19 protein-coding genes and 1 pseudogene are annotated in these 20,327 nt (G+C 66.2%); 15 read left to right on the top strand and 5 right to left on the bottom strand.

Going from position 1 to position 20,327, the window contains the following annotated elements; genetic code table 11:
* Positions 1-31 precede the first annotated feature (31 nt).
* Genes galE through LXE91_RS21005 form a run of 3 tightly spaced genes read right to left on the bottom strand, consistent with a single transcriptional unit; the run spans position 32 to position 2,422 of the window.
* Positions 32-1,021 carry a UDP-glucose 4-epimerase GalE gene (gene galE / locus LXE91_RS21015; RefSeq protein WP_039360916.1) on the bottom strand — a complete coding sequence of 330 codons (990 nt, stop codon included), beginning with the start codon at positions 1,019-1,021 and terminating at the stop codon, positions 32-34.
* The gene (locus LXE91_RS21010; RefSeq protein ID WP_039360918.1) at positions 1,018-2,025 is read right to left on the bottom strand and encodes a UDP-glucuronic acid decarboxylase family protein; all 1,008 of its coding nucleotides are present in this window, start codon (positions 2,023-2,025) and stop codon (positions 1,018-1,020) included. The genes galE and LXE91_RS21010 overlap by 4 nt, the downstream gene beginning before the upstream one ends.
* Positions 2,018-2,422: a hypothetical protein gene (locus LXE91_RS21005; protein WP_223274249.1), complete on the bottom strand. Its 405-nt coding sequence runs from the start codon at positions 2,420-2,422 to the stop codon at positions 2,018-2,020. Before LXE91_RS21005 ends, LXE91_RS21010 begins: the two co-directional genes overlap by 8 nt.
* A 199-nt stretch (positions 2,423-2,621) precedes the next feature.
* Here LXE91_RS21005 and LXE91_RS21000 point away from each other — a divergent pair, with 199 nt between their 5' ends.
* The 8 genes and pseudogenes from LXE91_RS21000 to LXE91_RS20965 all read left to right on the top strand — a co-directional run bounded on the left by LXE91_RS21000 (position 2,622) and on the right by LXE91_RS20965 (position 10,273).
* Positions 2,622-3,233 carry a hypothetical protein gene (locus tag LXE91_RS21000; RefSeq protein WP_135370706.1) on the top strand — a complete coding sequence of 204 codons (612 nt, stop codon included), beginning with the start codon at positions 2,622-2,624 and terminating at the stop codon, positions 3,231-3,233.
* Positions 3,234-4,120: 887 nt separating this feature from the next.
* Entirely contained in the window at positions 4,121-4,444 is a 324-nt protein-coding gene (locus tag LXE91_RS20995) for a hypothetical protein (RefSeq protein ID WP_039360922.1), read from the top strand.
* Positions 4,445-4,556: 112 nt separating this feature from the next.
* Positions 4,557-5,147, top strand: a complete 591-nt coding sequence (locus tag LXE91_RS20990; protein WP_076841341.1) for a hypothetical protein — start codon at positions 4,557-4,559, stop codon at positions 5,145-5,147.
* Positions 5,148-5,222: 75 nt separating this feature from the next.
* Positions 5,223-5,504, top strand: coding sequence for a hypothetical protein (locus LXE91_RS20985; RefSeq protein WP_039360925.1), 282 nt, complete (start codon positions 5,223-5,225; stop codon positions 5,502-5,504).
* 44 nt (positions 5,505-5,548) lie between these two features.
* A pseudogene (locus LXE91_RS20980) lies at positions 5,549-7,359 on the top strand (chemotaxis protein CheA).
* A gap of 156 nt (positions 7,360-7,515) precedes the next feature.
* Positions 7,516-8,100, top strand: coding sequence for a hypothetical protein (locus LXE91_RS20975; RefSeq protein ID WP_039360931.1), 585 nt, complete (start codon positions 7,516-7,518; stop codon positions 8,098-8,100).
* A 111-nt stretch (positions 8,101-8,211) separates the two neighbouring features.
* A complete protein-coding gene (locus tag LXE91_RS20970) occupies positions 8,212-9,633 on the top strand; it encodes a sigma-54 dependent transcriptional regulator (RefSeq protein WP_039360934.1) in 1,422 nt (473 codons plus the stop codon).
* 133 nt (positions 9,634-9,766) lie between these two features.
* Positions 9,767-10,273, top strand: a complete 507-nt coding sequence (locus LXE91_RS20965; protein ID WP_039360938.1) for a hypothetical protein — start codon at positions 9,767-9,769, stop codon at positions 10,271-10,273.
* A 27-nt stretch (positions 10,274-10,300) separates the two neighbouring features.
* On the opposite strand, the gene LXE91_RS20960 is transcribed toward LXE91_RS20965, so the two are convergent.
* Positions 10,301-10,795 carry a hypothetical protein gene (locus LXE91_RS20960; protein ID WP_039360941.1) on the bottom strand — a complete coding sequence of 165 codons (495 nt, stop codon included), beginning with the start codon at positions 10,793-10,795 and terminating at the stop codon, positions 10,301-10,303.
* A gap of 387 nt (positions 10,796-11,182) precedes the next feature.
* Between LXE91_RS20960 and LXE91_RS20955 the strand changes: the two genes are divergently transcribed.
* Together LXE91_RS20955 and LXE91_RS20950 are read left to right on the top strand one after the other, a co-directional pair.
* On the top strand, positions 11,183-11,854 hold the full coding sequence (locus LXE91_RS20955) for a LuxR C-terminal-related transcriptional regulator (RefSeq protein ID WP_039361033.1): 672 nt from the start codon (positions 11,183-11,185) through the stop codon (positions 11,852-11,854).
* Entirely contained in the window at positions 11,844-12,266 is a 423-nt protein-coding gene (locus tag LXE91_RS20950) for a hypothetical protein (protein WP_135370707.1), read from the top strand. Before LXE91_RS20955 ends, LXE91_RS20950 begins: the two co-directional genes overlap by 11 nt.
* Positions 12,267-12,732: 466 nt before the next feature.
* On the opposite strand, the gene LXE91_RS20945 is transcribed toward LXE91_RS20950, so the two are convergent.
* Positions 12,733-14,286 carry a methyl-accepting chemotaxis protein gene (locus LXE91_RS20945; protein WP_039360945.1) on the bottom strand — a complete coding sequence of 518 codons (1,554 nt, stop codon included), beginning with the start codon at positions 14,284-14,286 and terminating at the stop codon, positions 12,733-12,735.
* A gap of 247 nt (positions 14,287-14,533) precedes the next feature.
* Here LXE91_RS20945 and panE point away from each other — a divergent pair, with 247 nt between their 5' ends.
* The 5 genes from panE (at position 14,534) to LXE91_RS20920 (ending at position 20,322) form a co-directional block, all read left to right on the top strand.
* Entirely contained in the window at positions 14,534-15,481 is a 948-nt protein-coding gene (panE, locus tag LXE91_RS20940) for a 2-dehydropantoate 2-reductase (RefSeq protein WP_278068162.1), read from the top strand.
* 232 nt (positions 15,482-15,713) lie between these two features.
* A complete protein-coding gene (locus LXE91_RS20935) occupies positions 15,714-16,673 on the top strand; it encodes an AraC family transcriptional regulator (protein WP_039360951.1) in 960 nt (319 codons plus the stop codon).
* A gap of 121 nt (positions 16,674-16,794) precedes the next feature.
* Complete coding sequence (locus LXE91_RS20930; RefSeq protein WP_039360954.1) at positions 16,795-17,739, top strand: substrate-binding domain-containing protein; 945 nt, start codon at positions 16,795-16,797, stop codon at positions 17,737-17,739.
* Positions 17,740-17,801: 62 nt separating this feature from the next.
* Positions 17,802-19,322 (top strand): sugar ABC transporter ATP-binding protein, encoded by a 1,521-nt coding sequence (locus LXE91_RS20925; RefSeq protein ID WP_039361038.1) that lies wholly within the window; start codon positions 17,802-17,804, stop codon positions 19,320-19,322.
* Complete coding sequence (locus LXE91_RS20920) at positions 19,309-20,322, top strand: ABC transporter permease (protein WP_039360956.1); 1,014 nt, start codon at positions 19,309-19,311, stop codon at positions 20,320-20,322. The genes LXE91_RS20925 and LXE91_RS20920 overlap by 14 nt, the downstream gene beginning before the upstream one ends.
* The last annotated feature ends 5 nt before the right edge of the window (positions 20,323-20,327 follow it).

Genomic DNA, 20,327 nt, shown 5'->3' with positions numbered 1-20,327 from the left:
ATTCCCCTGCGTGGCATTCAAGGAAACTGGCTCACTTGCCGGATTCGAACTGCAGTGCTTTCTGAAACCACGCCGCGGCGTGTTCGACCATCGGCTCGATCTCGGTGAAACGCGGCCGCCAGCCGAGCACGAGCGCGGCTTTCGTGGCGTCGGCGTACAGCTCGGGCGGGTCGCCCGGGCGGCGCGAGGCCGTTACCGTCGGCACGCGGCGGCCCGTCACGGCTTCGACGGCGCGCAGTGCGTCGAGCACCGACGTTCCTTTGCCGGTGCCGAGATTCAGTGCGACGCTGTGGCCGCCGCCGCACAGATAGGCGGTCGCTTTCAGGTGCGCGTCGGCGAGGTCGCTCACGTGCACGTAGTCGCGAATCGCCGAGCCGTCGGGCGTCGGGTAGTCGGTGCCCATCACCTGGAACGCGTGCCCCGTGCCGAGTGCCGCGCGGATCGCAAGCGGCAGCGCGTGCGTTTCCGGTTCGTGGCATTCGCCGATCTCGCCGTCGGGGTCCGCGCCGGCCGCGTTGAAGTAGCGCAGCGCGACCCACTTCAGCCCGTATGCGCGCTCGAAATCGGCGGCCATCCGTTCCATCGCGTACTTCGTGAAGCCGTACGGATTGATCGGCTGCTGCGGCGTGCGCTCCGAGATCGGCAGCGCGTCCGGAATGCCGTAGGTCGCGCACGACGACGACATCACGATCCGGCCGACGCCCGCCGCGTGCATCGCGCTCAGCAGCGTGCAGGTGCCGGCGACGTTGACCGTGTAATAGCGCTCGGGTGCGAGCACCGAATCGCCGACGTACGCGAGTGCGGCGAAATGGATCACGACGTCGGGCCGATGTGCGGCGAACGCCTTCGACAGCGCGTCGCGGTCGAGAATGTCGGCCGCGACGAGCGGCCCCCAGCGAACCGCGTCGCGATGGCCGGTCGACAGGTTGTCGTAGGCGACCGGTTCGTGTCCCGCTGCCGCGAGCGCCTTGCAGGTGTGGCTGCCGATATAGCCCGCTCCGCCTGTCACGAGCACTTTCATGTCGTGGCCCCGGTCACGCGCAGCACCGGCTCGAGCCACAGTTCACGGCTGAAATAGTCGACGGTGCGGCGCAGGCCTTCGTCGAGATCGACGGCCGGCCGCCACCCGAGCTCGGCCGACGCGACCGAGATGTCGGGCTTGCGCTGGTGCGGATCGTCGATCGGCAGCGGCCGGAACACGATCTCCGATGTCGAGCCCGTCATCGCGAGCACTTTCTCCGCGAGCTCGATCATCGTGAATTCGCCGGGATTGCCGATGTTGACCGGCGTGCCGACGTTGCGCTCGGCGTTCATCAGGCAGAAGAAGCCGTCGATCAGGTCGCTCGCGAAGCAGAACGAGCGCGTCTGCCTGCCGTCGCCGTAGATCTCGAGCGGCGCGCCGTTGAGTGCGCCGACGATGAAGTTCGACACGACGCGGCCGTCGCGCGGCGACATCCGCGGGCCGTAGGTGTTGAAGATGCGCGCGACACGCACGTCGACGCCGTGCGTGCGGTAGTAGTCGTAGCACAGCGCCTCGGCCGCGCGCTTGCCTTCGTCGTAGCACGCGCGCGGGCCGATCGTGTTCACGTTGCCGCGATAGGTTTCCGTCTGCGGATGCACGTCCGGGTCGCCGTAGATCTCGCTGGTCGACGCCTGGAACACGCGGGCGCCCGTCTTGCGCGCGAGCATGAGGCAGTGGTTCATGCCGAGCACGTTGGTCATCATCGTATGGACTGGATCGATCTGGTAGGTGGGCGGCGATGCCGCGCACGCGAGATTCCAGATCTCGTCCACCTGCAGTTGCGGCAGGCCGAGCGAGACGTCGCCCTTCACGAACTCGAAACGGCCGGACGCCTTCAGGTCGGCGACGTTGAGTTTGCGCCCCGTCAGCAGGCTGTCGATGCACGTGACGGACGCGCCTTCCATGACCAGGCGCTCGCATACGTAGCTGCCGAGAAAGCCGGCACCGCCCGTCACCAGGACGCGCTGACCGGCGCGCGTCTCGAGCGAGACCCTGTCATTCATGGCTTTCTTCTTCGTCGAGCAGATCGAGGAACCCCACGTCGATTTGCTCGACGGCGGTGCGCACGCGTTCCATCCCGCTGCACGGGCAGCGTTTCGGCAAGCGCCGGCTCGCATGGGCCGAGGTCGACGAAGCGTCGCGACAGGCGCTCCGGTTTCGCTGACTACCCCGTTGATGCTTGAACGACGCGCACGTCGATCGCTCCGTGGTGATCTTCATCGCCCTTTCCCCGATACGCTGATAGACGAGCAGGCCGCCGTCCCTGGTCTTGTGCTTCGGCGTGCCGCTCGGTGAGAGCCGGAAATCAGGCAATCGGCATGCCATGAACGATGCCGTCGGGATGCGCACGGGAGCGGCGGCGCGATTGCCGCGCGATATGCGCGCTTCTGTTTCATGCATGTATCGTGGGGACAGAAAAGCGGGCGGGTCAATTGCCGGATCGATGCGATTCGATACGACGCAACGCGTGCGAAATCAGGCTTTTTCGGGAGTAGTGTTATCAAACCGGTGTCGAGTTCGAATGTTTCATCGATGAGAAATGCATCGCGAGTGATTCAAAACGCTTCACGAATGTGACGCGAATCGGACGCTTCGGTGCGTGAAAGGTGGAGCGAATGAAAGTGAAAAAATGGTGCGTGGCGTCACGGGGTACGATTTTTCATTGGTTTTGATTATTACGCCGGCACGAAAGCTTTCTTTTTTACGTTCTATTTCGGCACTCGAGCGGCGCGTGATCCTGTCGGTATTTTCAAGGATGAATCAAATCCGTTCCGGTCATGGGGGGAAACGCGTGTCGAAGACGCGCCGGCGGTTGCCGGGCCGGGTGTTCGGTGCCCGGTGTCGGGCGAATCGATTCTCGTTTGTGATGGCACGGGAGGGGGCCGCACACGCCGCGGCCCGCGGTTTGCCGGCGGAAATGCCCGCGCCGCCTGCCTTGCGCGGCGGCCTGGTTCTCAAGTTTGAAACACGCGTTCATCAGGCCGCCCGGTGCGGGCCCGCGGGCCGGATTCATCCGTCTAATCCGGCGATTGCGTCGCGGCGCTCAGTGATCGGAGCGGGTGTCAGACTGTTATTGCGATACATTCCTGAAACAAAAAATGTCGTTCGCGGCGCTGCCGGCCGCCGTGGCGGCCGTTTGCCGCGCGCAAGCTGCGGTGGAATATCGCGTGGCACGCTGCTTGCGATACTCGACGCATCGACGGGCGGCTGAAACGATGTAACAAACAGGTGGGGCGGCCAACTCGTCAGTAAGCAGTCGGGGAACGGCGATGAAGACCAGAAGCTGTAGATCGATCGGCGCGTACTTTGCGCGTCACAGGGGTAGTCGGAAAGGCCGGGGTGACGCTCGCGACGCTGTGCCAGCTTCGCGAGTCGCGCTGTCCCGGATTCTTGCCCGCCGCGCGCTTCGCGTGCTGGCGCGGTTGTCGCGGTTGTCGCGCCGCACGGCAGTCAGGCGACAGCGATACTCGCTCTCATTCAGTTCACCCGGATGGATCAGGCTGTTCGTGCCGGACAGCGTGATGCCGATTCGTGTTCGGCCAGGCAGGGTCACCTCGATCGCGCCTGGCCCATGCGGGCGCCGGCCGCAGTAGATCGAGCACCCTTCGGCCGGAATATCCGGAAGTTTTTTCATCGTCAGCTCAGGGAGAAGCCATGCCATCTGGCTGCAATGCAGGCCCGTCGTCGCTCCGGTAAAGGGCGTATTTTCAACGACGCTGCATTGTTCGGTGGTTAATGTGTTAGCGAGTTTTCGATTCCGGAATGGGATGCCGCATGTCGGTATGCCGTCCTGCGGGGTATCGAATATCGCAAGCCGGAAAGATGTGTATATCGTTCCGGTAGATAAAGAAATGGTGTTTTCTGTTAAAGGTCAATGTTCATAAAAATAATAGAAAACACCTACCAAAAAAATTTGGATAACCAAAAATCTCGAAGCTAAGCTTCGTCTGGCCAAAATTGCAAAAAACGTGATTGAAAAGGCAATGAGATTTTATTGATTAGATAGTGATCCTTAATTTTGAGGATTGCTCAAGTCAGGAAGATTGATGGCGTGCGATCTTCCTGATTCACTCCGTCCACGCCGTTTTGGAGTCGACCATGAAGAAGCTTCTGATTGCAGCAGCAGTTCTGGCGGTTTCGGGTGCAGCGTTCGCTGGCAGCGGCACGGTGTCGAGCAGCAACTCGTCGAGCGGTGGTTCGACGGGGGCCGCGGTTGTCGGGTTCGGCGTTTTCGGCGCGACCGATTCCGGTGCAGCGCTCGGTGCAGCTGGTGCAACGGCCGGCCATGGCAGCAGCAGCTCGATCTCGTACACGGACCACACCAACACTTCGCAAGTGGGCGGCTTCGGCTTCGGCGGCGCACAGGCAGGTGGCACCAGCGGTGCGAATGCCGGTTCGATCGGCTGGACGTATCACCACTAAGCCGCGACGCGTAGCGTTCGTCATTGGCTGGCGGTTCGGATGCCGGGTTTCGTCCGATGGGGGGCAGGCCCGGCTCCGCCACCGCCGAACTTCATCACAGCAAGGGATTGCTATGAAAGCCAACGTCATATTAGCGACAGCGCTCACCGTCTTATCGTCGGCTGCATTGGCAGCGGGTTCGTCCACGACCAACCAGACGCAATCCGTTGCGGCCGGTGTTTCAGGGTCGGTGCTGGTCGGTTCCGGCAGCTATACCAGCAATTCGACTTCGACGGCGGGCGCGAATGCAGGCAGTACCGTCACACCCGCTGGTTCCGCCGGCACGGCATCCGCTTTCCACAACTCGACTTCGACGGCCAGTGGTTCGGGCACGAACGGAGGCGCATTTGCGGCAGGCGGCGGTATCGGTGCCGCAGGCTCGTACGGTGGAAACAGCAACACGAGCGAGAACGCGAATGCGCTATCGGGAGGGGTAACCGCCACGATCGTACTCGGCGCGAACCACTACACGGCTGCGGGCGGAAACGACCAGGGCGTTGCCAACGCGGGTGCCGCTGGCCTGACGGGCAGTGGCGGTTCGGGCGCGATCGCGGGTTCGAATCACTACAACTCGTCGACCGTGTGGAGTACGGGTCCGGCCGGCTCGCCGTCCGCGTCGGGCGGAAGCCAGGGCAGTTCAAGTGCGACCGGAAGCAGTCATTAGTCAGGTGTGGGGGGACCAGTTTCCCAGCGACGCTGGTCTCTTTTCCCCCACATTGTTGTCACGTAAGGAGTTGGCATGAAGCAGAAACTGATTGCCGCCGCTCTGATGCTCGCGTCTCTGACGGCGTATGGCGCTGACCGTATTGCCGACGACGTGCAATCGAATTTGCAGACGTCAAACAAACCTGACCAGACAACCAAACCGTCAGAACAACAAACGCTTTCTTCGGGCAGTGCCATCGGCGGACCCGACGCCCAGCAGTGGCAGGGCATGTCGGCAGGCTCATGGTCCCAACTGGGCAACGGCTGGAAACAGTTCGGGGAAGCAGGTAAAGCTGAAGGGAATCAGGGGAACTAGTACGGTTGCCTGGGTGGGAGGTCAAACCTCGTCCGGAGAGTGAAATGAACAGCAACAGGATCAAGGTGGCATGCGCTGCGATGTTCGCGATGACCACGATCGGCGCCCAGGCGCAAACTGCCGACTCGACTTCGAGCTCGCAGTCGTCGACATCGTCGACGGCCGTCAGCCAGGGCGGTGGCTCGAGCATGAACACGAACACCACGAGCTCGCGCGGCGGCAATGCCACCAGCTCCAGCGGGGTTCGCGGCAGCGGCAATTCGAGCGTGAACGTGAACGTGACGATGCCGTCCGGCACGAGTGGCGGTTCGAACGTGACGCCGCAGAGCGTGAGTTCGCTCCAGTCGTCAGGCGCACCCGGCACCAACCCGTACAACACCCAGACCTCGGAAAACGTCAATTACTCCGGCACGCAGACGATCAAGACCAACCCCGCGATCCAGGCGCCGGGCCTGACGACCACGCTGTCCGATACCTGCATGGGCTCGGTGAGCGTCGGCGTGTCGTTCCCGGGGTTCGGCGCGACGGGCGGCACGACGCTGGTCGACCAGGCCTGCGTGCGCCGTCTCGATGCGCGTGAATTCCGTGCGATGGGCCTGACCGACGTGGCGCTCGCGCTGCTCTGCCAGAGCGATGCGAACCGGCGTGCGGTGGAAGCAACCGGGCACCTGTGCCCGGGCACGACCGCGCCGCTTGCCCGTTCGAACGTGGCGCCGAGCGCGGAAGCGACGGTCGCCGACGACGAGAAGTATCGCGACCCGATCGTGCGTGACCGCATGGGCTTGCCGCCGCTCGGCGCTGCCGCGCCGACACCGGCGAAGCCCCGTCCGGTGGCGACGAATTTTGTGCAGGCAGCACCCGTGTCGGTGCCGGTACCGGTGCCCGTGCCGTCGATGGCGCCGGTTGCCGCCGCTCCGGCTGTCGCAGCGCCGGCTGTCGCGGCCGCCGCCCCGGCAGTGGCAGCGCCTGCCGTCGCGGCCGCACCGGCCGTCGCAGCCCCGCCGTTGCAGCCGCGGCACCGGTCGTAGCCGCAGCACCTGCGGCCGCTGCCGCACCTGCAGCGTCGGTCGTCCCGGCGGCTGCGATTGCTGCCGTGCCCGCTGCCGCCGTGATCGCCGCACCGGCAGTCGCGGACAAGGCGTCGCAAGCGCCTGCCGCACCGGTCGCCGACACGAAGGCATCCGAACCCGTGCAGCCCGTGGCCGACAAGGCACCGGAACCCGCACCGGTGGTTGCCGAGAAGACGCCCGAACCTGCACCGGTGGTTGCCGACAAGGCACCGGAACCTGCACCCGCAGTCGCCGACAAGGCACCGGAACCCGCACCGGCGGTCGCCGACAAGGCACCGGAACCTGCACCGGCGGTTGCCGACAAGGCCCCGGAACCTGCACCGGCAGTCGCTGACAAGGCACCGGAACCCGCACCGGCAGTCGCCGACAAGGCACCCGAGCCCGTGCAACCCGTCGCCGACAAGGCGCCGGAACCGATGCCCGCCGCGACCGACAACGCCGCGCAGGCCGCTGCGGCACCGGCTGCGGACACGACGCCGGCCGCTGCCGTCGTCGCGGCGCCCGCAGCGGAAGCCGCGATGCCTGCCCCGGCGGCCGATGCGAAGGCCGCCGAGCCGGCACCGGTCGCCGCGGAAGCGCCCGCACCGGAAGCCGCACAGCCTGCCGTAGCCGCGGCGCCTGCCGACGCGAAGGCGCCGGAAGCAGCGGCTGCGCAGCCCGCCGACATGCCCGCGTTGTCCGATCCGGCGCAAGCATTGCCGCCGGCTTCGATCGACCAGCAGGCCGCACCGGCGGCACCGGCCGTGCCGGCTCCGGCGGTCATCTCGACGAGCACGTCGTCGTAAGCACGCGGGTCGGTTTCCCGTGTGACCGGAACACCGGTCGCACGGGAGACGTTCGAACCCGATGCCCGACGGTCGTTTCCTGTTTGACGGGTGTTGATCCCATCCCCGAGGTCAACACCTCTTTTTGCCTGACGAGGATGCAAGGAGGCCTCAATCATGAGGATCTTTTTGGTCGCTCTGTTGTTGTACAGCGCACAAGCCGCGGCGCAGTCGGTATTTCAGAACCCGGCGGTCTTCGTGATCCTGGGCGAGCAGACTGCCGCGAACGCCGTGAGCGTCCAGCAGGCGCTGTCGACGCTCGGTCGCGCCGACAACACGGCATGCGCGCCGATGATGATGATCGGCGATCCGCAGATGGTCTACATGATGCCGGAGGAAGGTCATGCCCCGTCGTGGCAATCGCCGGTGTACGGCCGTGGCGCGCCGTTCGAAGCGCAGAAGGGGCCGACGTCGACCGGCAAGACGGTCGGCGCGATGCAGCATGCCGAGGACATGCAGACGCAGCCATGGAGCGACGGCAGCGCGATCACGCAGAAGATCGCCGGCGAGTCGAACGTGACGGCGGCGGATCGGGTGAGCGGGTGGCAGCGCAACGGGCTCGGCTCGATCGAGACGGCCCCTGCGACGGAGGTGACGGTGAACGGCAAGACCTACCGCGCCTATCGTGACGACCTCAACCGTTCAGCGAAGCCGGTCGTCGAGCCGCAGATCTACTTGCAGCGCGTCGTGTTCTGCCGATAACGAAACATCAATCCGAGGACGGCCCGGCGCTGCGCCGCGGGACCACGATGTCCCGCCACGCGCGATCCGGCGACGGCCGTCTCGACAACTCATCCAAGCGACGAGGCCATCGTGAACTATTGCTGCCAGATCAGGGTGTCGGGCCCGCAGGATCTCGAACGCGATGCGGGTACGGCGCCGTTCGTCGCCGTCCGGCGCAACCATGTCGTACCGTCGCGGCCGCTCGTCTACCTGTCGCAGCAGCACGATGCCGCGCTCGTCGACTGCCTCGCGCTACGCGGCTGGGACGTGTGGCGCGCGAAAACCGTTGCGGACGCACTGAATCTCGTCAGGGTGAACCGTCCGCATGCGGGCATCGTCGATTTCGGCGGCTTCGCGTCGCCCGACGTCATGGCGTTCGAGACGCTGCTGCGCGATCCGCGCGTCGGCTGGGTCGCACTCGCCGACCACGAGCGGCTGCGGAACCTCACCGTCGCGCGCCTGATTCGCCACTGCTGCTTCGACTACGTGCGCAATCCGAACGCCTATACGACGATCGGCTATCTGGTCGGGCATGCATACGGAATGCTGAAGCTCGCGGACGGCAGCCCGGACGCCGATGCGGCGCCTCCTGGCGGCACGATGATCGGCTCGTGCGACGCAATGCGCCGGTTGTTCGCGACGATCCGCAAGGTCGCGAACACGGACGCCACCGTCTTCGTCGCCGGCGAGTCCGGCACCGGCAAGGAGCTGACGGCGGCGGCGATCCACCAGCAGTCGTTGCGCGCCGACGCGCCCTTCGTCGCGGTGAACTGCGCGGCCATTCCGCCGACGCTGCTGCAGGCCGAACTGTTCGGCCACGAGCGCGGTGCGTTCACGGGCGCGCATCAGCGCAAGATCGGCCGGATCGAGGCCGCGCACGGCGGCACGCTGTTTCTCGACGAAATCGGCGACATGCCGTTCGAGAGCCAGGCGAGCCTGCTGCGCTTCCTGCAGGAAGGCACGATCGAGCGGCTCGGCGGGCACGCGTCGATTCCGGTGGATGTGCGGATCGTGTCGGCGACCCATGTCGATCTCGAGGCCGCGATGCAGGCGGGGCGGTTCCGCGCCGACCTGTACTACCGCCTGTGCGTGCTGCGCATCGACGAGCCGCCGCTGCGCGTGCGCGGCCGCGACATCATGCTGCTTGCCGACTACGTGCTGCGGCGCTATCGCGGCGACTGTTCGCACCGGATTCGCGGCTTCACGCCGTGCGCGATCGAAGCGATCCACAACTACCCATGGCCCGGCAACGTGCGCGAGCTGATCAACCGGATCCGGTTCGCGGTCGTGATGACGAACGGCCCGATGATCTCGGCCGCGGATCTCGAACTGAACGCGTACACGTCGCGGCGGCCGCCGACGCTCGCGGAAGCGCGCCGGCAGGCCGAGCGGCACGCGATCGAGGAAACGCTGATGCGCCACCGCCACCAGCATGCGGACGTGGCGGCCGAGCTGGGCATCTCGCGCGCGACGCTGTATCGGCTGATGACCGCGCACGGGCTGCACAGTTGACGCGCTGCGGCAAACCGCCGCTCAAGACCGCGCGATGCCGGCCGTTAAGACAGGAAACGGCCCGTCCGGACCGCCGCTGCAGCCATGTCGCGCGCGGCCGGCACGCGGCGCATCACGCTTATCCGAGGTTACCGTGGCAGAGTGCAGTCACTGCGGCAGGACGTTCCTGGTCGGCGGGCGGTCGATCGACGGCCGCCGCTATTGCCGTCCGGCATGCGCGCAAGCGCATCCGATCGTCGTCGAGGCGGAGCGGGTGCCCGACGCGAAAGTCTGGGAGTACGTGCACGACTGGCGTTACGGGCCATGCCCGATCTGCGGTCGCGACGACCAGCCGGTCGATGTCCATGCGTCGCATCGCGTCGTGTCGCTGCTGTTCGTCACGCGCTGGGCGACGCGACGCCATGTGTGCTGCCGGCGTTGCGGCCGCAGGAAGCAGGCGGTCGCGCTGCTGGCTTCTGCCGCGTTCGGCTGGTGGGGGGTGCCTTGGGGCCTCGTGCTGACGCCGATCCAGCTCGTGCGCAATGCGCTCGGGCTGGCCGCGCGCGACCCGGCGGTCGCGACGCAGCAGTTCGAAGAGCTCGTGCGGCGCAAGCTGGCGGCGCGCAGGCTGCGGCGCGCACGGCAGGGCGCCGGCGCCTGAGCGCGCGGCCCGGCGCGCCGCGCGCGATCAGGCGGCCGGCCGCTCGAAGCCCGATGCGACCCAGCGCTCGGCGCTGGCCTTGTTGAGCTTGAACCCGGCCGACACCTTCGCTTCGGCCAGCAGCTCGCCATACGGATCGAATGCCTTGAGCTGCGCGTACGGCTCGAATTCGTCCGGCACGATGTCGAGCGTCACCGACACATCCTGGTCGTCCTCGCCCTGAACCGTCACTTCCTTGTGCAGCATCGCGCGCCGCTGCTGCTCGTGCCGCATCAGCACTTCGGTCGCGGTCTTCACGAGCGTGCGGAACGCGTTCGCGTCCATCGGCTTCGGGTTCTTCTTGTCGCGGCCCATGGTCCACGGCCCGACGAGCGCGGGCTCGGACTCGCCGTCCTTGATCATCTCGACGGCCCAGCCGTCGTCGTCTTCGTTCTTGATGATGCGGGCCGTCCAGCCGTTGTCGCGCCAGAGGCCGTCTTCGTGGATGGTGGTGTCGTCGGGTTGCAGGTCGGATTCGGTCATGAGGAAAGCGGGGGTGCGGGCAACCGGCAAACGGGCGGTGGCGCGCGGCCGGCATCGGCGCGTCGCTCGCCGCCGGTGGCCCGGCGCGGGATGCAAAGGCGTCGATTTTACCTGCTGGCCGGTCGCTTGGCCCGCATTGGCCGCCACGCCGGCCATTTGGCCGATGTCCGCAGAGGCTGGCTCCGATGTGTCGGGCATTCGAACCGGCACAAATTTCAAACTCGTATGACGTCCCTGACGGTCGATCCCGATGCCGTCCGATATCCCGCCTGAGCACGGCTTCGTAGAATCGATGGTCAGGCTAAAAATAGCCTGAACTTTCTTTCAACGCCGAACCGGCCGTGCGCGTTCCGTGTCGCGCGGCCGATGAACCACCTGGAACTGCGCATGAGGAAATTCAATGTTCGCGTCGTTTTCGCGTACGACTGGCCGTTGACGCTGGCCGGCATCGAGCAGGTCGCGGGCAGCGGCTGTGCGGTCGAGCTCGTCGCGGTGTACCGGAGCGTGGCCGAACTGGTCGCGTCGCTCGGCGGTGTCGACTGCGATGTCGTGCTGGTCGACTATGCGATCCGGGCAGACGGGCAGATGGACGGCCTTGCGCTGTTCGACTGGCTGCGGCGCACGCGTCCGAACGTCGGGATCGTCGCGCTGGTCGCGAACGAGAACCCGCTGATCTTCGGGTCGATCCTCGCGATCGACGGCGTGAGCGTCGTCAGCAAGTTCGACGAGGTCGGCCATATCGTCACGGCCATTCATTCGAGCTACAGCGGCGGGCGCTATCTGTCGCCGCTCGTCAGGCGCGCGGTCGATGCATTCGGCGAGCGCGCCGAGGCGCCCGTGAAGCTGTCGGCGCGCGAGATCGAGGTCATTCGCCTGTACTTGTCAGGGGTGCCGATCAAGACGATCGCGCAGCGTCTGAGCAAGGGCAAGCAGACGGTCAGCGCACAGAAGATCAGTGCGATGAAGAAGCTTGGTGTGAGCAACGACGTCGAGCTGATCCAGCGGGCGGCGGGGTTGGGGCTTGGTGGGGCGTCAGGCATGTCGAGGGATGCTTGCTGAACGTCACGTGATGACATATCGAGTCGGAGTGCGAATAAATATCGTACATGTCCTATACCGTGATTTCATCGAGCAGCAAGGCCGATTGTCAGTCGCCGTGAACTATGGCTATGCGGCGACCGGGGGGCGTCTGGTTGTGTCCGATGCCAGACACCCCCTGATGGTCTACTTTGCCTCTTTCTTCGACGTGCCGCTCGATCAGCACGCCGGGTTATCCGGGTACGGTGCAACGCTCGACGCGATGCGCAAGTGGACGGCTGAGCAGATAGCCGACGCCGAGGCCGAAGCACTGACATGCAAGCCACCGACGATTGCAATCACCGGGGCCGAAGTCGATCAATACGCGATCCACGATCCCGAATCCGGCGAATGGGTCGTTATTGCAGGGTACGTTGTCGATGACGATGACTAAATTCGCAGTTGCCGCCGCTCTCGCGTTGAGCTGGGTACACGCATCCGCCGCATCCGCCGCATGTGACGGCGCATCGAATATGCCAGGCCATTACATCGATATCGTGTTCGATACCGATTCGAGCGCCATTTCTCCGGCCGAGCTATCTCGGTTGTCCGAATGGTCGATCGACATGCACAAGCGCTTTCCGATCATCGACACCGTGTGGTTGAACGGATTGGCCGAACGAACCGAACATGACGCGCAACAGCTTGCGATGCGACGAGCCGAAAGCGTGATGTCGGTCCTGGATCAATATTCGATCCATGGCGAGAATCGCGCCTTGGCCGGCAAGATCTTCAGGCCGGACGAGTTTGGGCAATCCGGGCGACGCGTCGAGGTCAACGTGAGTCCGGGATGCCCGAATCACTGCTGCCCGAACCTGAACCCCGTACCGAACATCGTTACCGAGAGGGCCAAACAAAGCCTACGCCGGCAACGCAAACCGCGTCACCGCATCCCGCAGCGCCTCGGCCTGATCGCGCAGCGAATGCGCGGCGGCCGCCGCCTCCTCGACCAGCGCCGCGTTCTGCTGCGTCACCTGGTCCATCTCGCCCACCGCGCGATTGACCTGCTCGATCCCGGCGCTCTGTTCGCGCGACGCATGGCTGATCTCGTCGAGGATCTCGTTCACGCGCCGCACCGACTGCACGATCTCGGCCATCGTCTCGCCCGCGTGCGTGACGAGCGCCGCGCCGTGCTCGACGGTTTCGTTCGACGTCACGATCAGCGACTTGATCTCCTTCGCGGCCGTCGCCGAGCGTTGCGCAAGCGAGCGCACCTCGGCGGCGACCACCGCGAAGCCACGGCCCTGTTCGCCGGCACGCGCCGCTTCGACCGCCGCATTCAGCGCGAGGATGTTGGTCTGGAACGCGATCCCGTCGATCACGCCGATGATGTCGCCGATCTTGTGCGAGCGGTCGGTGATCTCGTTCATCGTGCGCACGACGTCGTCGACCACCGCGCTGCCGCGCGTCGCGACCTGCGCGGCCTGGCCGGCGAGCGACGCGGCCTGCGCGGCGCTGTCCGCGTTCTGCTTCACGTTCGCGGTCATCTGGTCCATGCTCGACGCGGTCTGTACGAGCGCGGCCGCCTGTTCCTCGGTGCGCTGCGACAGATCCGTGTTGCCCGACGCGATCTCGCTCGCGCCGACGTTGATGTTCTCGGTGCCCATCCGCACGCGCGACACCATGTCGATCAGGCCGCCCTGCATCGTGTGCAGCGCATGCAGCAGGCTGCCGCGATCGTCCTGCTTCACGGTGACGCGCGCGGTCAGGTCGCCCTGCGCGATGCGTTGCGCGGCGTCGAGCGCCACTTCCAGCTCGCCGCCGAGGTTCGCGCGCACGCTCTTCAGCACGAGCACCATCACGGCGGTCGCGATCCCGCCGAGCACGGCCGTCATCGCGAGCCAGCGGCCCACGCTCTCCAGCACTGCCGAGCGTACGTCGTTCATGTACATGCCGGTCACGAGATACCAGTCCCACGGCGCGAAGCGCTGCACCGCGCTGGTCTTGTCCTGCGGCTTGTCGGCGCCCGGCTTCGGCCACAGATACTCGACGAAGCCCTTGCCGCCTTCCTGGTTGCCGGCCTTCACGATCTCGACGAACAGGTGCTTGCCGTTCGGATCGGTGAAATTCGACACGTCCTTGCCGTTGAGCTCGGACTTGATCGGATGCATCACGATCACCGGCTTCGAGTCGTTGATCGAGATGTAGCCGTCGGCGCCATGGCGCATCGCGGCGATCGCCTCGAGCGCCTTCTGCTTCGCTTCGGCTTCCGGCAGCGCGTTCTGTTGCGACAGCTTGTAGAAATGGTCGGTCACGCTCGCGGCCTGCGCGACCAGCGACGCGAGCTGTTCGCGGCGATCCGTGATCATCGATGCGCGCGTCTGCCATGCGCCGAGCCCGGCGATCACGAGCAGGCCGAGCCAGAGGATGACGATCATCGAGGCGAGTTTCTGATTCAGGGAAAGGTTGCGCATGGTGTGTGGTCGGTCGTGGAAGCTCACCGGAGCGGCGTGACGGGATAAGTGTCTTGACGGCGCCCGGCGGGCATTACCGTAGACGGGTTATCCCTAGGAACCGGTACCGTGGGTGCATGCCTCTCATGCCGACAAGGGTATCTATGCATATGCATAACGGGTATCGCTATACTCTCGGGGCGATGGCGTGCGCGCCGCGCGTCCGGCTCGGCGGCGCGGCGGCGAATGAAACCGAAAGGAGGCAACGATGCGAATTCTGGTAGTAGGGGCCGGCGCGGTCGGCGGATATTTCGGCGGCCGGCTGGCTGCGGCGGGGCGCGACGTGACGTTCTCGGTGCGCGACGGCCGCGCGGCCGCGCTGGCGCGCGACGGGCTGCTGATCCGCAGCCCGCGCGGCGACCTGACGCTCGCGAACGTGCAGACCGTGCGCGCGGGCGATGCGGGTGCCGGCGTCGCGCCGTTCGACCTCGTGCTGCTGAGCTGCAAGGCGTACAGCCTCGACGACGCGATTCAGTCGTTTGCCCCGTTCGTCGGCCCGCAGACGCTGATCCTGCCGATGCTCAACGGGATGCGCCATCTCGACGTGCTGCGCGACCGGTTCGGCGCCGCCCAGGTGCTCGGCGGGCTGTGCGTGATCGCGGCGACGCTCGATCGTGAGCAGCGCATCGTGCACCTCAACGACACGCACGGGGTCACCTTCGGCGAACTCGCGGGCGGCGAATCGCCGCGCGTGCGCGCGGTGGCCGATGTGCTCGGCGGCGCGGGATTCGATGCGACGCTCAGCGACAACGTGGTCGCGCGGATGTGGGAAAAATGGGTGTTCCTCGCGACGCTCGCCGCGAGCACGTCGCTGTTCCGCGGCTCGGTGGGCGACATTCTCGCCGCGCCGGACGGCCGTCGCCTGCTGGAGACGATGCTCGCCGAATGCAGCGCGATTGCCGAGCACAACGGCCACCGGCCCGAGCCGGCCGCCATCGAGCGGATGCAGCGGATGGTGCTGACGCCGTCGCCGCTGACCGCGTCGATGCTGCGCGACGTCGAGAACCATGCGCGCGTCGAAGCCGATCACGTGATCGGTGATCTGCTCGTGCGCCGCGACCCGCAGGCGGCCGATGCCTTGTCGCTGCTGCGGATCGCGTACAACCACCTGAAGGCATACGAAGTGCGGACGGCGCGCGAGCACGCGGCCGCGTAAGCACCGGAGCGGGCGGCCGTCCGGCCGTTCCGCGCTGCACAAATTTGCCGTCCGGCGCCGGATGTGGTCGGGATGCGCAAAAAAGTATCGGAAATCAGGCGTAAAGTTGGTGGAGCCGGGCGCTCGATCGACCTACATTGCTTCCCATGCGACCGGGCGCGTCGCCGTGTGAAATACGCGGCGCACGCGCGCCACGAACCGGCCAGCGAGACATGGGAATGGAGACGCCAACATGATGCACCCCGATCTGGAAGTGGTCGACGTGCGACGCGACGAGTCGTTCAAGGTCTGGTCGCACGGCTATCCGTATCGCACGATCCGCTGGCACTTCCATCCCGAATTCGAACTGCACCTGATCGTCGCGACGCGCGGCAAGTATTTCGTCGGCGACCACATCGGTTCGTTCGGCCCCGGTCATCTCGTGCTGCTCGGCCCGAACCTGCCGCACAACTGGGTCAGCGACATGGCCGAAGGCGAAACCGTCGAGCGCCGCAATCTCGTGATCCAGTTCGACCCGGCGTTCGTGCGCCGTTGCATGGACGCGTTTCCCGAATGCCGCGACGCGCAGGCGCTGCTTGACGAGGCGCGGCGCGGGGTCGGCTTCGACGCGGCGACCAGCGCCGCGATCGCGCCGCTGTTCGACGAACTGCTGGCCGCGCGCGGCATGCGCCGCATCGCGCTGTTCATGACGATCCTCGAACGGCTGTGCGGAGCGGCCGAACGCACGCTGCTCGCGAGCCCCGCGTACGACCAGGCCGACGTCACGCCCACGCGGCTCAGCCATGCGCTGTCGTATATCGGCAAGAACCTCGCATCCGAGCTGCGCGAATCCGATCTCGCGCAACTGACCGGGCAGAGCGTCAGCGCGTTCTCGCGTGCGTTCCACCGCCAGACGGGCATGCCGTTCGTGCAGTACGTGAATCGTCTACGGATTGAGTCCGCGTGCCAGATGCTGCTCGCCGACGACGCGAGCATCACCGATATCTGTTTCCAGGCCGGCTTCAACAACGTGTCGAACTTCAACCGCCAGTTCCGCGCGGTGAAGGGGATGGCGCCGTCCGAATTCCGCGCGCTGCAGCGCCTGAACGCGCGCAGCCGCGAACTCGCGTTGCACGCGGCGCCCACCGGCAATCCGCTGCCGCCGCGTGTCGTCACACCGGGCATCCCGGCGCTCGCACCGCAGCCCGGATGATCGCGGGGCCGCGGCCCGCCTGAATTTTCCACACCGTTTCACCCAGCGCAATCGCGTCGCCCACGTCGCGAGGGGCGCGTTCACCCACGAAAAAGCCGCACACATAACCGGAGACACCGTCATGACGCATGCATCGCCCGCTTCATCCCCCCGCCGCGCCGCCCGCATGGCGGCGATTGCCGCGCTCGCCGCCGCGGCCTGGCTGCCCGCTGCCGCCGTGCAGGCCGCGCCGTTGCGCATCGGCATGACGTTCCAGGAGCTGAACAACCCGTATTTCGTGACGATGCAGAAAGCGCTGAACGACGCGGCCGCGTCGATCGGCGCGCAGGTCGTCGTCACCGACGCACATCACGACGTCAGCAAGCAGGTGAGCGACGTCGAGGACATGCTGCAGAAGAAGATCGACATCCTGCTCGTGAACCCGACCGATTCGACCGGCATCCAGTCGGCGATCACGCAGGCGAAGAAGGCCGGCGCGGTGGTGGTGGCCGTCGATGCGAACGCGAACGGCCCGGTCGACTCGTTCGTCGGCTCGAAGAACTACGACGCGGGCGTGATGTCGTGCGACTACCTCGCGAAAGCGATCGGCGGCAGCGGCGAAGTCGCCATTCTCGACGGCATCCCGGTCGTGCCGATTCTCGAACGCGTGCGCGGCTGCAAGGCCGGGCTCGCGAAATACCCGAACGTGAAGCTGGTGGATACGCAGAACGGCAAGCAGGAGCGCGCCACCGCGCTGTCGGTCACGGAAAACATGATCTCCGCGCATCCGAACCTGAAGGGTATCTTCAGCGTGAACGACGGCGGCGCGATGGGCTCGCTTGCCGCGATCGAGAGTTCGGGCAAGGACATCAAGCTGACGAGCGTCGACGGCGCGCCCGAGGCGATCGCCGCGATCCAGAAGCCGAATTCGAAGTTCATCGAGACGACCGCGCAGTTCCCGGCCGACCAGGTGCGCATCGCGCTCGGCATCGCGATCGCGCGCAAGTGGGGCGCGACGGTGCCGAAGGCGATTCCCGTCGACGTGAAGGTGGTCGATCGCGGCAACGCGAAGGGCTTCAGCTGGTGAACGACGAGCGGTGCGACGCGAAGGGCGGCGGCACGGCCGGCGCTCTTCGCACGGAGAAGCCGATGGACACGATACTCAGGCTCAGCCACATCACGAAAAGCTTTCCGGGCGTGAAGGCGCTGTCCGACATCGATCTGGAAATTGCGCGCGGCGAGATCCACGCACTGCTCGGCGAGAACGGCGCGGGCAAGTCGACGCTGATGAAGATCCTGTGCGGCATTCATCAGCCGGACGCCGGCACGATCGAGATCGACGGCACCGCCCGCCATTTCGCGGACTATCACGACGCGGTCGCGGCAGGCGTCGGCATCGTGTTCCAGGAATTCAGCCTGATTCCTCACCTCGATGCCGTCGACAACCTGTTCCTCGGCCGCGAGCTGCGCAATCGCTGGGGCGCACGCGACCGCAAGCGGATGCGCCACGCGGCGGCCGCGATCTTCGCGCGGCTCGGCGTCGCGATCGATCTCGATGCGCCGATCCGCGCGCTGTCGGTCGCGCAGCAACAGTTCGTCGAAATCGGCAAGGCGCTGTCGCTCGACGCGCGCATCCTGATCCTCGACGAACCCACCGCCACGCTCACGCCGGCCGAGGCCGAGCACCTGTTCGCGATCATGCGCGAGCTGAAGCGGCAGGGCGTCGCGATGATCTTCATCTCGCATCATCTCGACGAGATTTTCGCGGTGTGCGACCGCATCACGGTGCTGCGCGACGGCCAGTACGTGGCGACGACCGACGTCGCGCGCACGGACGTCGAACAGCTCGTGCGGATGATGGTCGGCCGCCGGATCGAAAGCAGCTTTCCGCCGAAGCCGGCGTGCGCGGCCGATGCACCGCGGGTGCTGGAGGTCAACGAACTGCAGATCGAACGCGGTGGCCCGGTGAACCGCTTCACGCTGCATGCCGGCGAGATCCTCGGCTTCGCCGGGCTGGTCGGCTCGGGGCGCACGGAAACCGCGCTCGCGGTGATCGGCGCGACGCGGGCACATCGCAAGGACGTGCGCGTGCGCGGCGCGGCCGCCAAGCTCGCCGATCCGGCCGACGCGTTGCGCGCGGGCATCGGCATCCTGCCGGAAAGCCGCAAGACGGAAGGGCTCGTCACGTCGTTCTCGATCCGCGACAACATCTCGCTGAACAACCTCGGCAAGTACCGGTCGATGCGCTGGCTGATCGACCGGCGCGGCGAGGCGCGCACGACGCATGACGTGATGCGGCGCGTCGGCGTGAAGGCGCCGTCGATCCACACCGAGGTCGCGACGCTGTCCGGCGGCAACCAGCAGAAAGTCGTGATCGCGCGCTGGCTCAACCATCACACGTCGGTGCTGATCTTCGACGAGCCGACGCGCGGCATCGACGTCGGCGCGAAAGCCGAAATCTACGGGCTGATGCGCGAACTCACCGCGCGCGGCTACGCCATCATCATGATCTCGTCCGAGCTGCCGGAAATCGTCGGCATGTGCGATCGCGTCGCCGTGTTCCGGCAGGGCCGCATCGAGGCGACGCTCGCAGGCGACGAGATCGATCCCGATACGGTCATGACCTATGCCACGGCCGGCACGCGAGGAGCCACCCATGAACCTGCCTGATTCTTCTTCCACGCGTTCCACGACGCTCACGGCCACCGCCGGAAACGGCGACGCACCGCCGCCACGCGCGATGTGGGCGCAACTGCGGCGCTCGACGCTGTTCTATCCGCTCGTCGGCCTGATCGTCGTGTGCATCGCGATGATGATCGCGAGCCCGAGCTTCCTGTCCGCCGCGAACCTGGAGAACGTGCTGCGCCAGGTGTCGATCAACGCGATCATCGCGGTCGGCATGACCTGCGTGATCCTGACCGGCGGGATCGACCTGTCGGTCGGTTCGGTGATGGCGCTGTCGGGCACGCTCGCGGCCGGGCTGATGGTCGCGGGTGTGAACGCGGTCGCCGCGCTCGCGATCGGCATCGCGGTCGGCCTCGGTTTCGGCTTCCTGAACGGCGTGTTCGTCGCGTTCGCGGGGATGCCGCCCATCATCGTCACGCTCGCGACGATGGGCATCGCGCGCGGCCTCGCACTGATCTACACGGGCGGCTATCCGATCGACGGCTTGCCCGACTGGGTCGCGTTCTTCGGCAGCGGCAAGGTGTTCGGCATCCAGGCGCCGGTGCTGATCATGCTGGTGGTCTATGCGATCGCGTGGCTGCTGCTCGACCGGATGCCGTTCGGCCGCTACGTGTATGCGATCGGCGGTAACGAGCAGGCGACTCGGCTCACCGGCGTGCGCGTCGCGCGCGTGAAGCTGATCGTCTACACGCTGGCCGGGCTCACGTCGGCGCTCGCCGCGATCGTGCTGACCGGGCGCCTGATGAGCGGGCAGCCGAATGCGGGTGTGGGCTTCGAGCTCGATGCGATCGCGGCTGTCGTGATGGGCGGCACGTCGATCTCCGGCGGGCGCGGCGCGATCCTCGGCACGCTGGTCGGCGCGCTGCTGCTCGGCGTGCTCAACAACGGGCTGAACATGATCGGCGTGAACCCGTATGTGCAGAACGTGATCAAGGGCGGAATCATCCTGCTCGCGATCTACATCAGCCGCGAACGGTCGCGGTAGCGATT

The organism is Burkholderia contaminans, assembly GCF_029633825.1.
In the GTDB taxonomy this organism is placed as follows: Bacteria; Pseudomonadota; Gammaproteobacteria; order Burkholderiales; family Burkholderiaceae; genus Burkholderia; species Burkholderia contaminans.
This window is presented reverse-complemented; position numbering and strand designations above follow the sequence as displayed.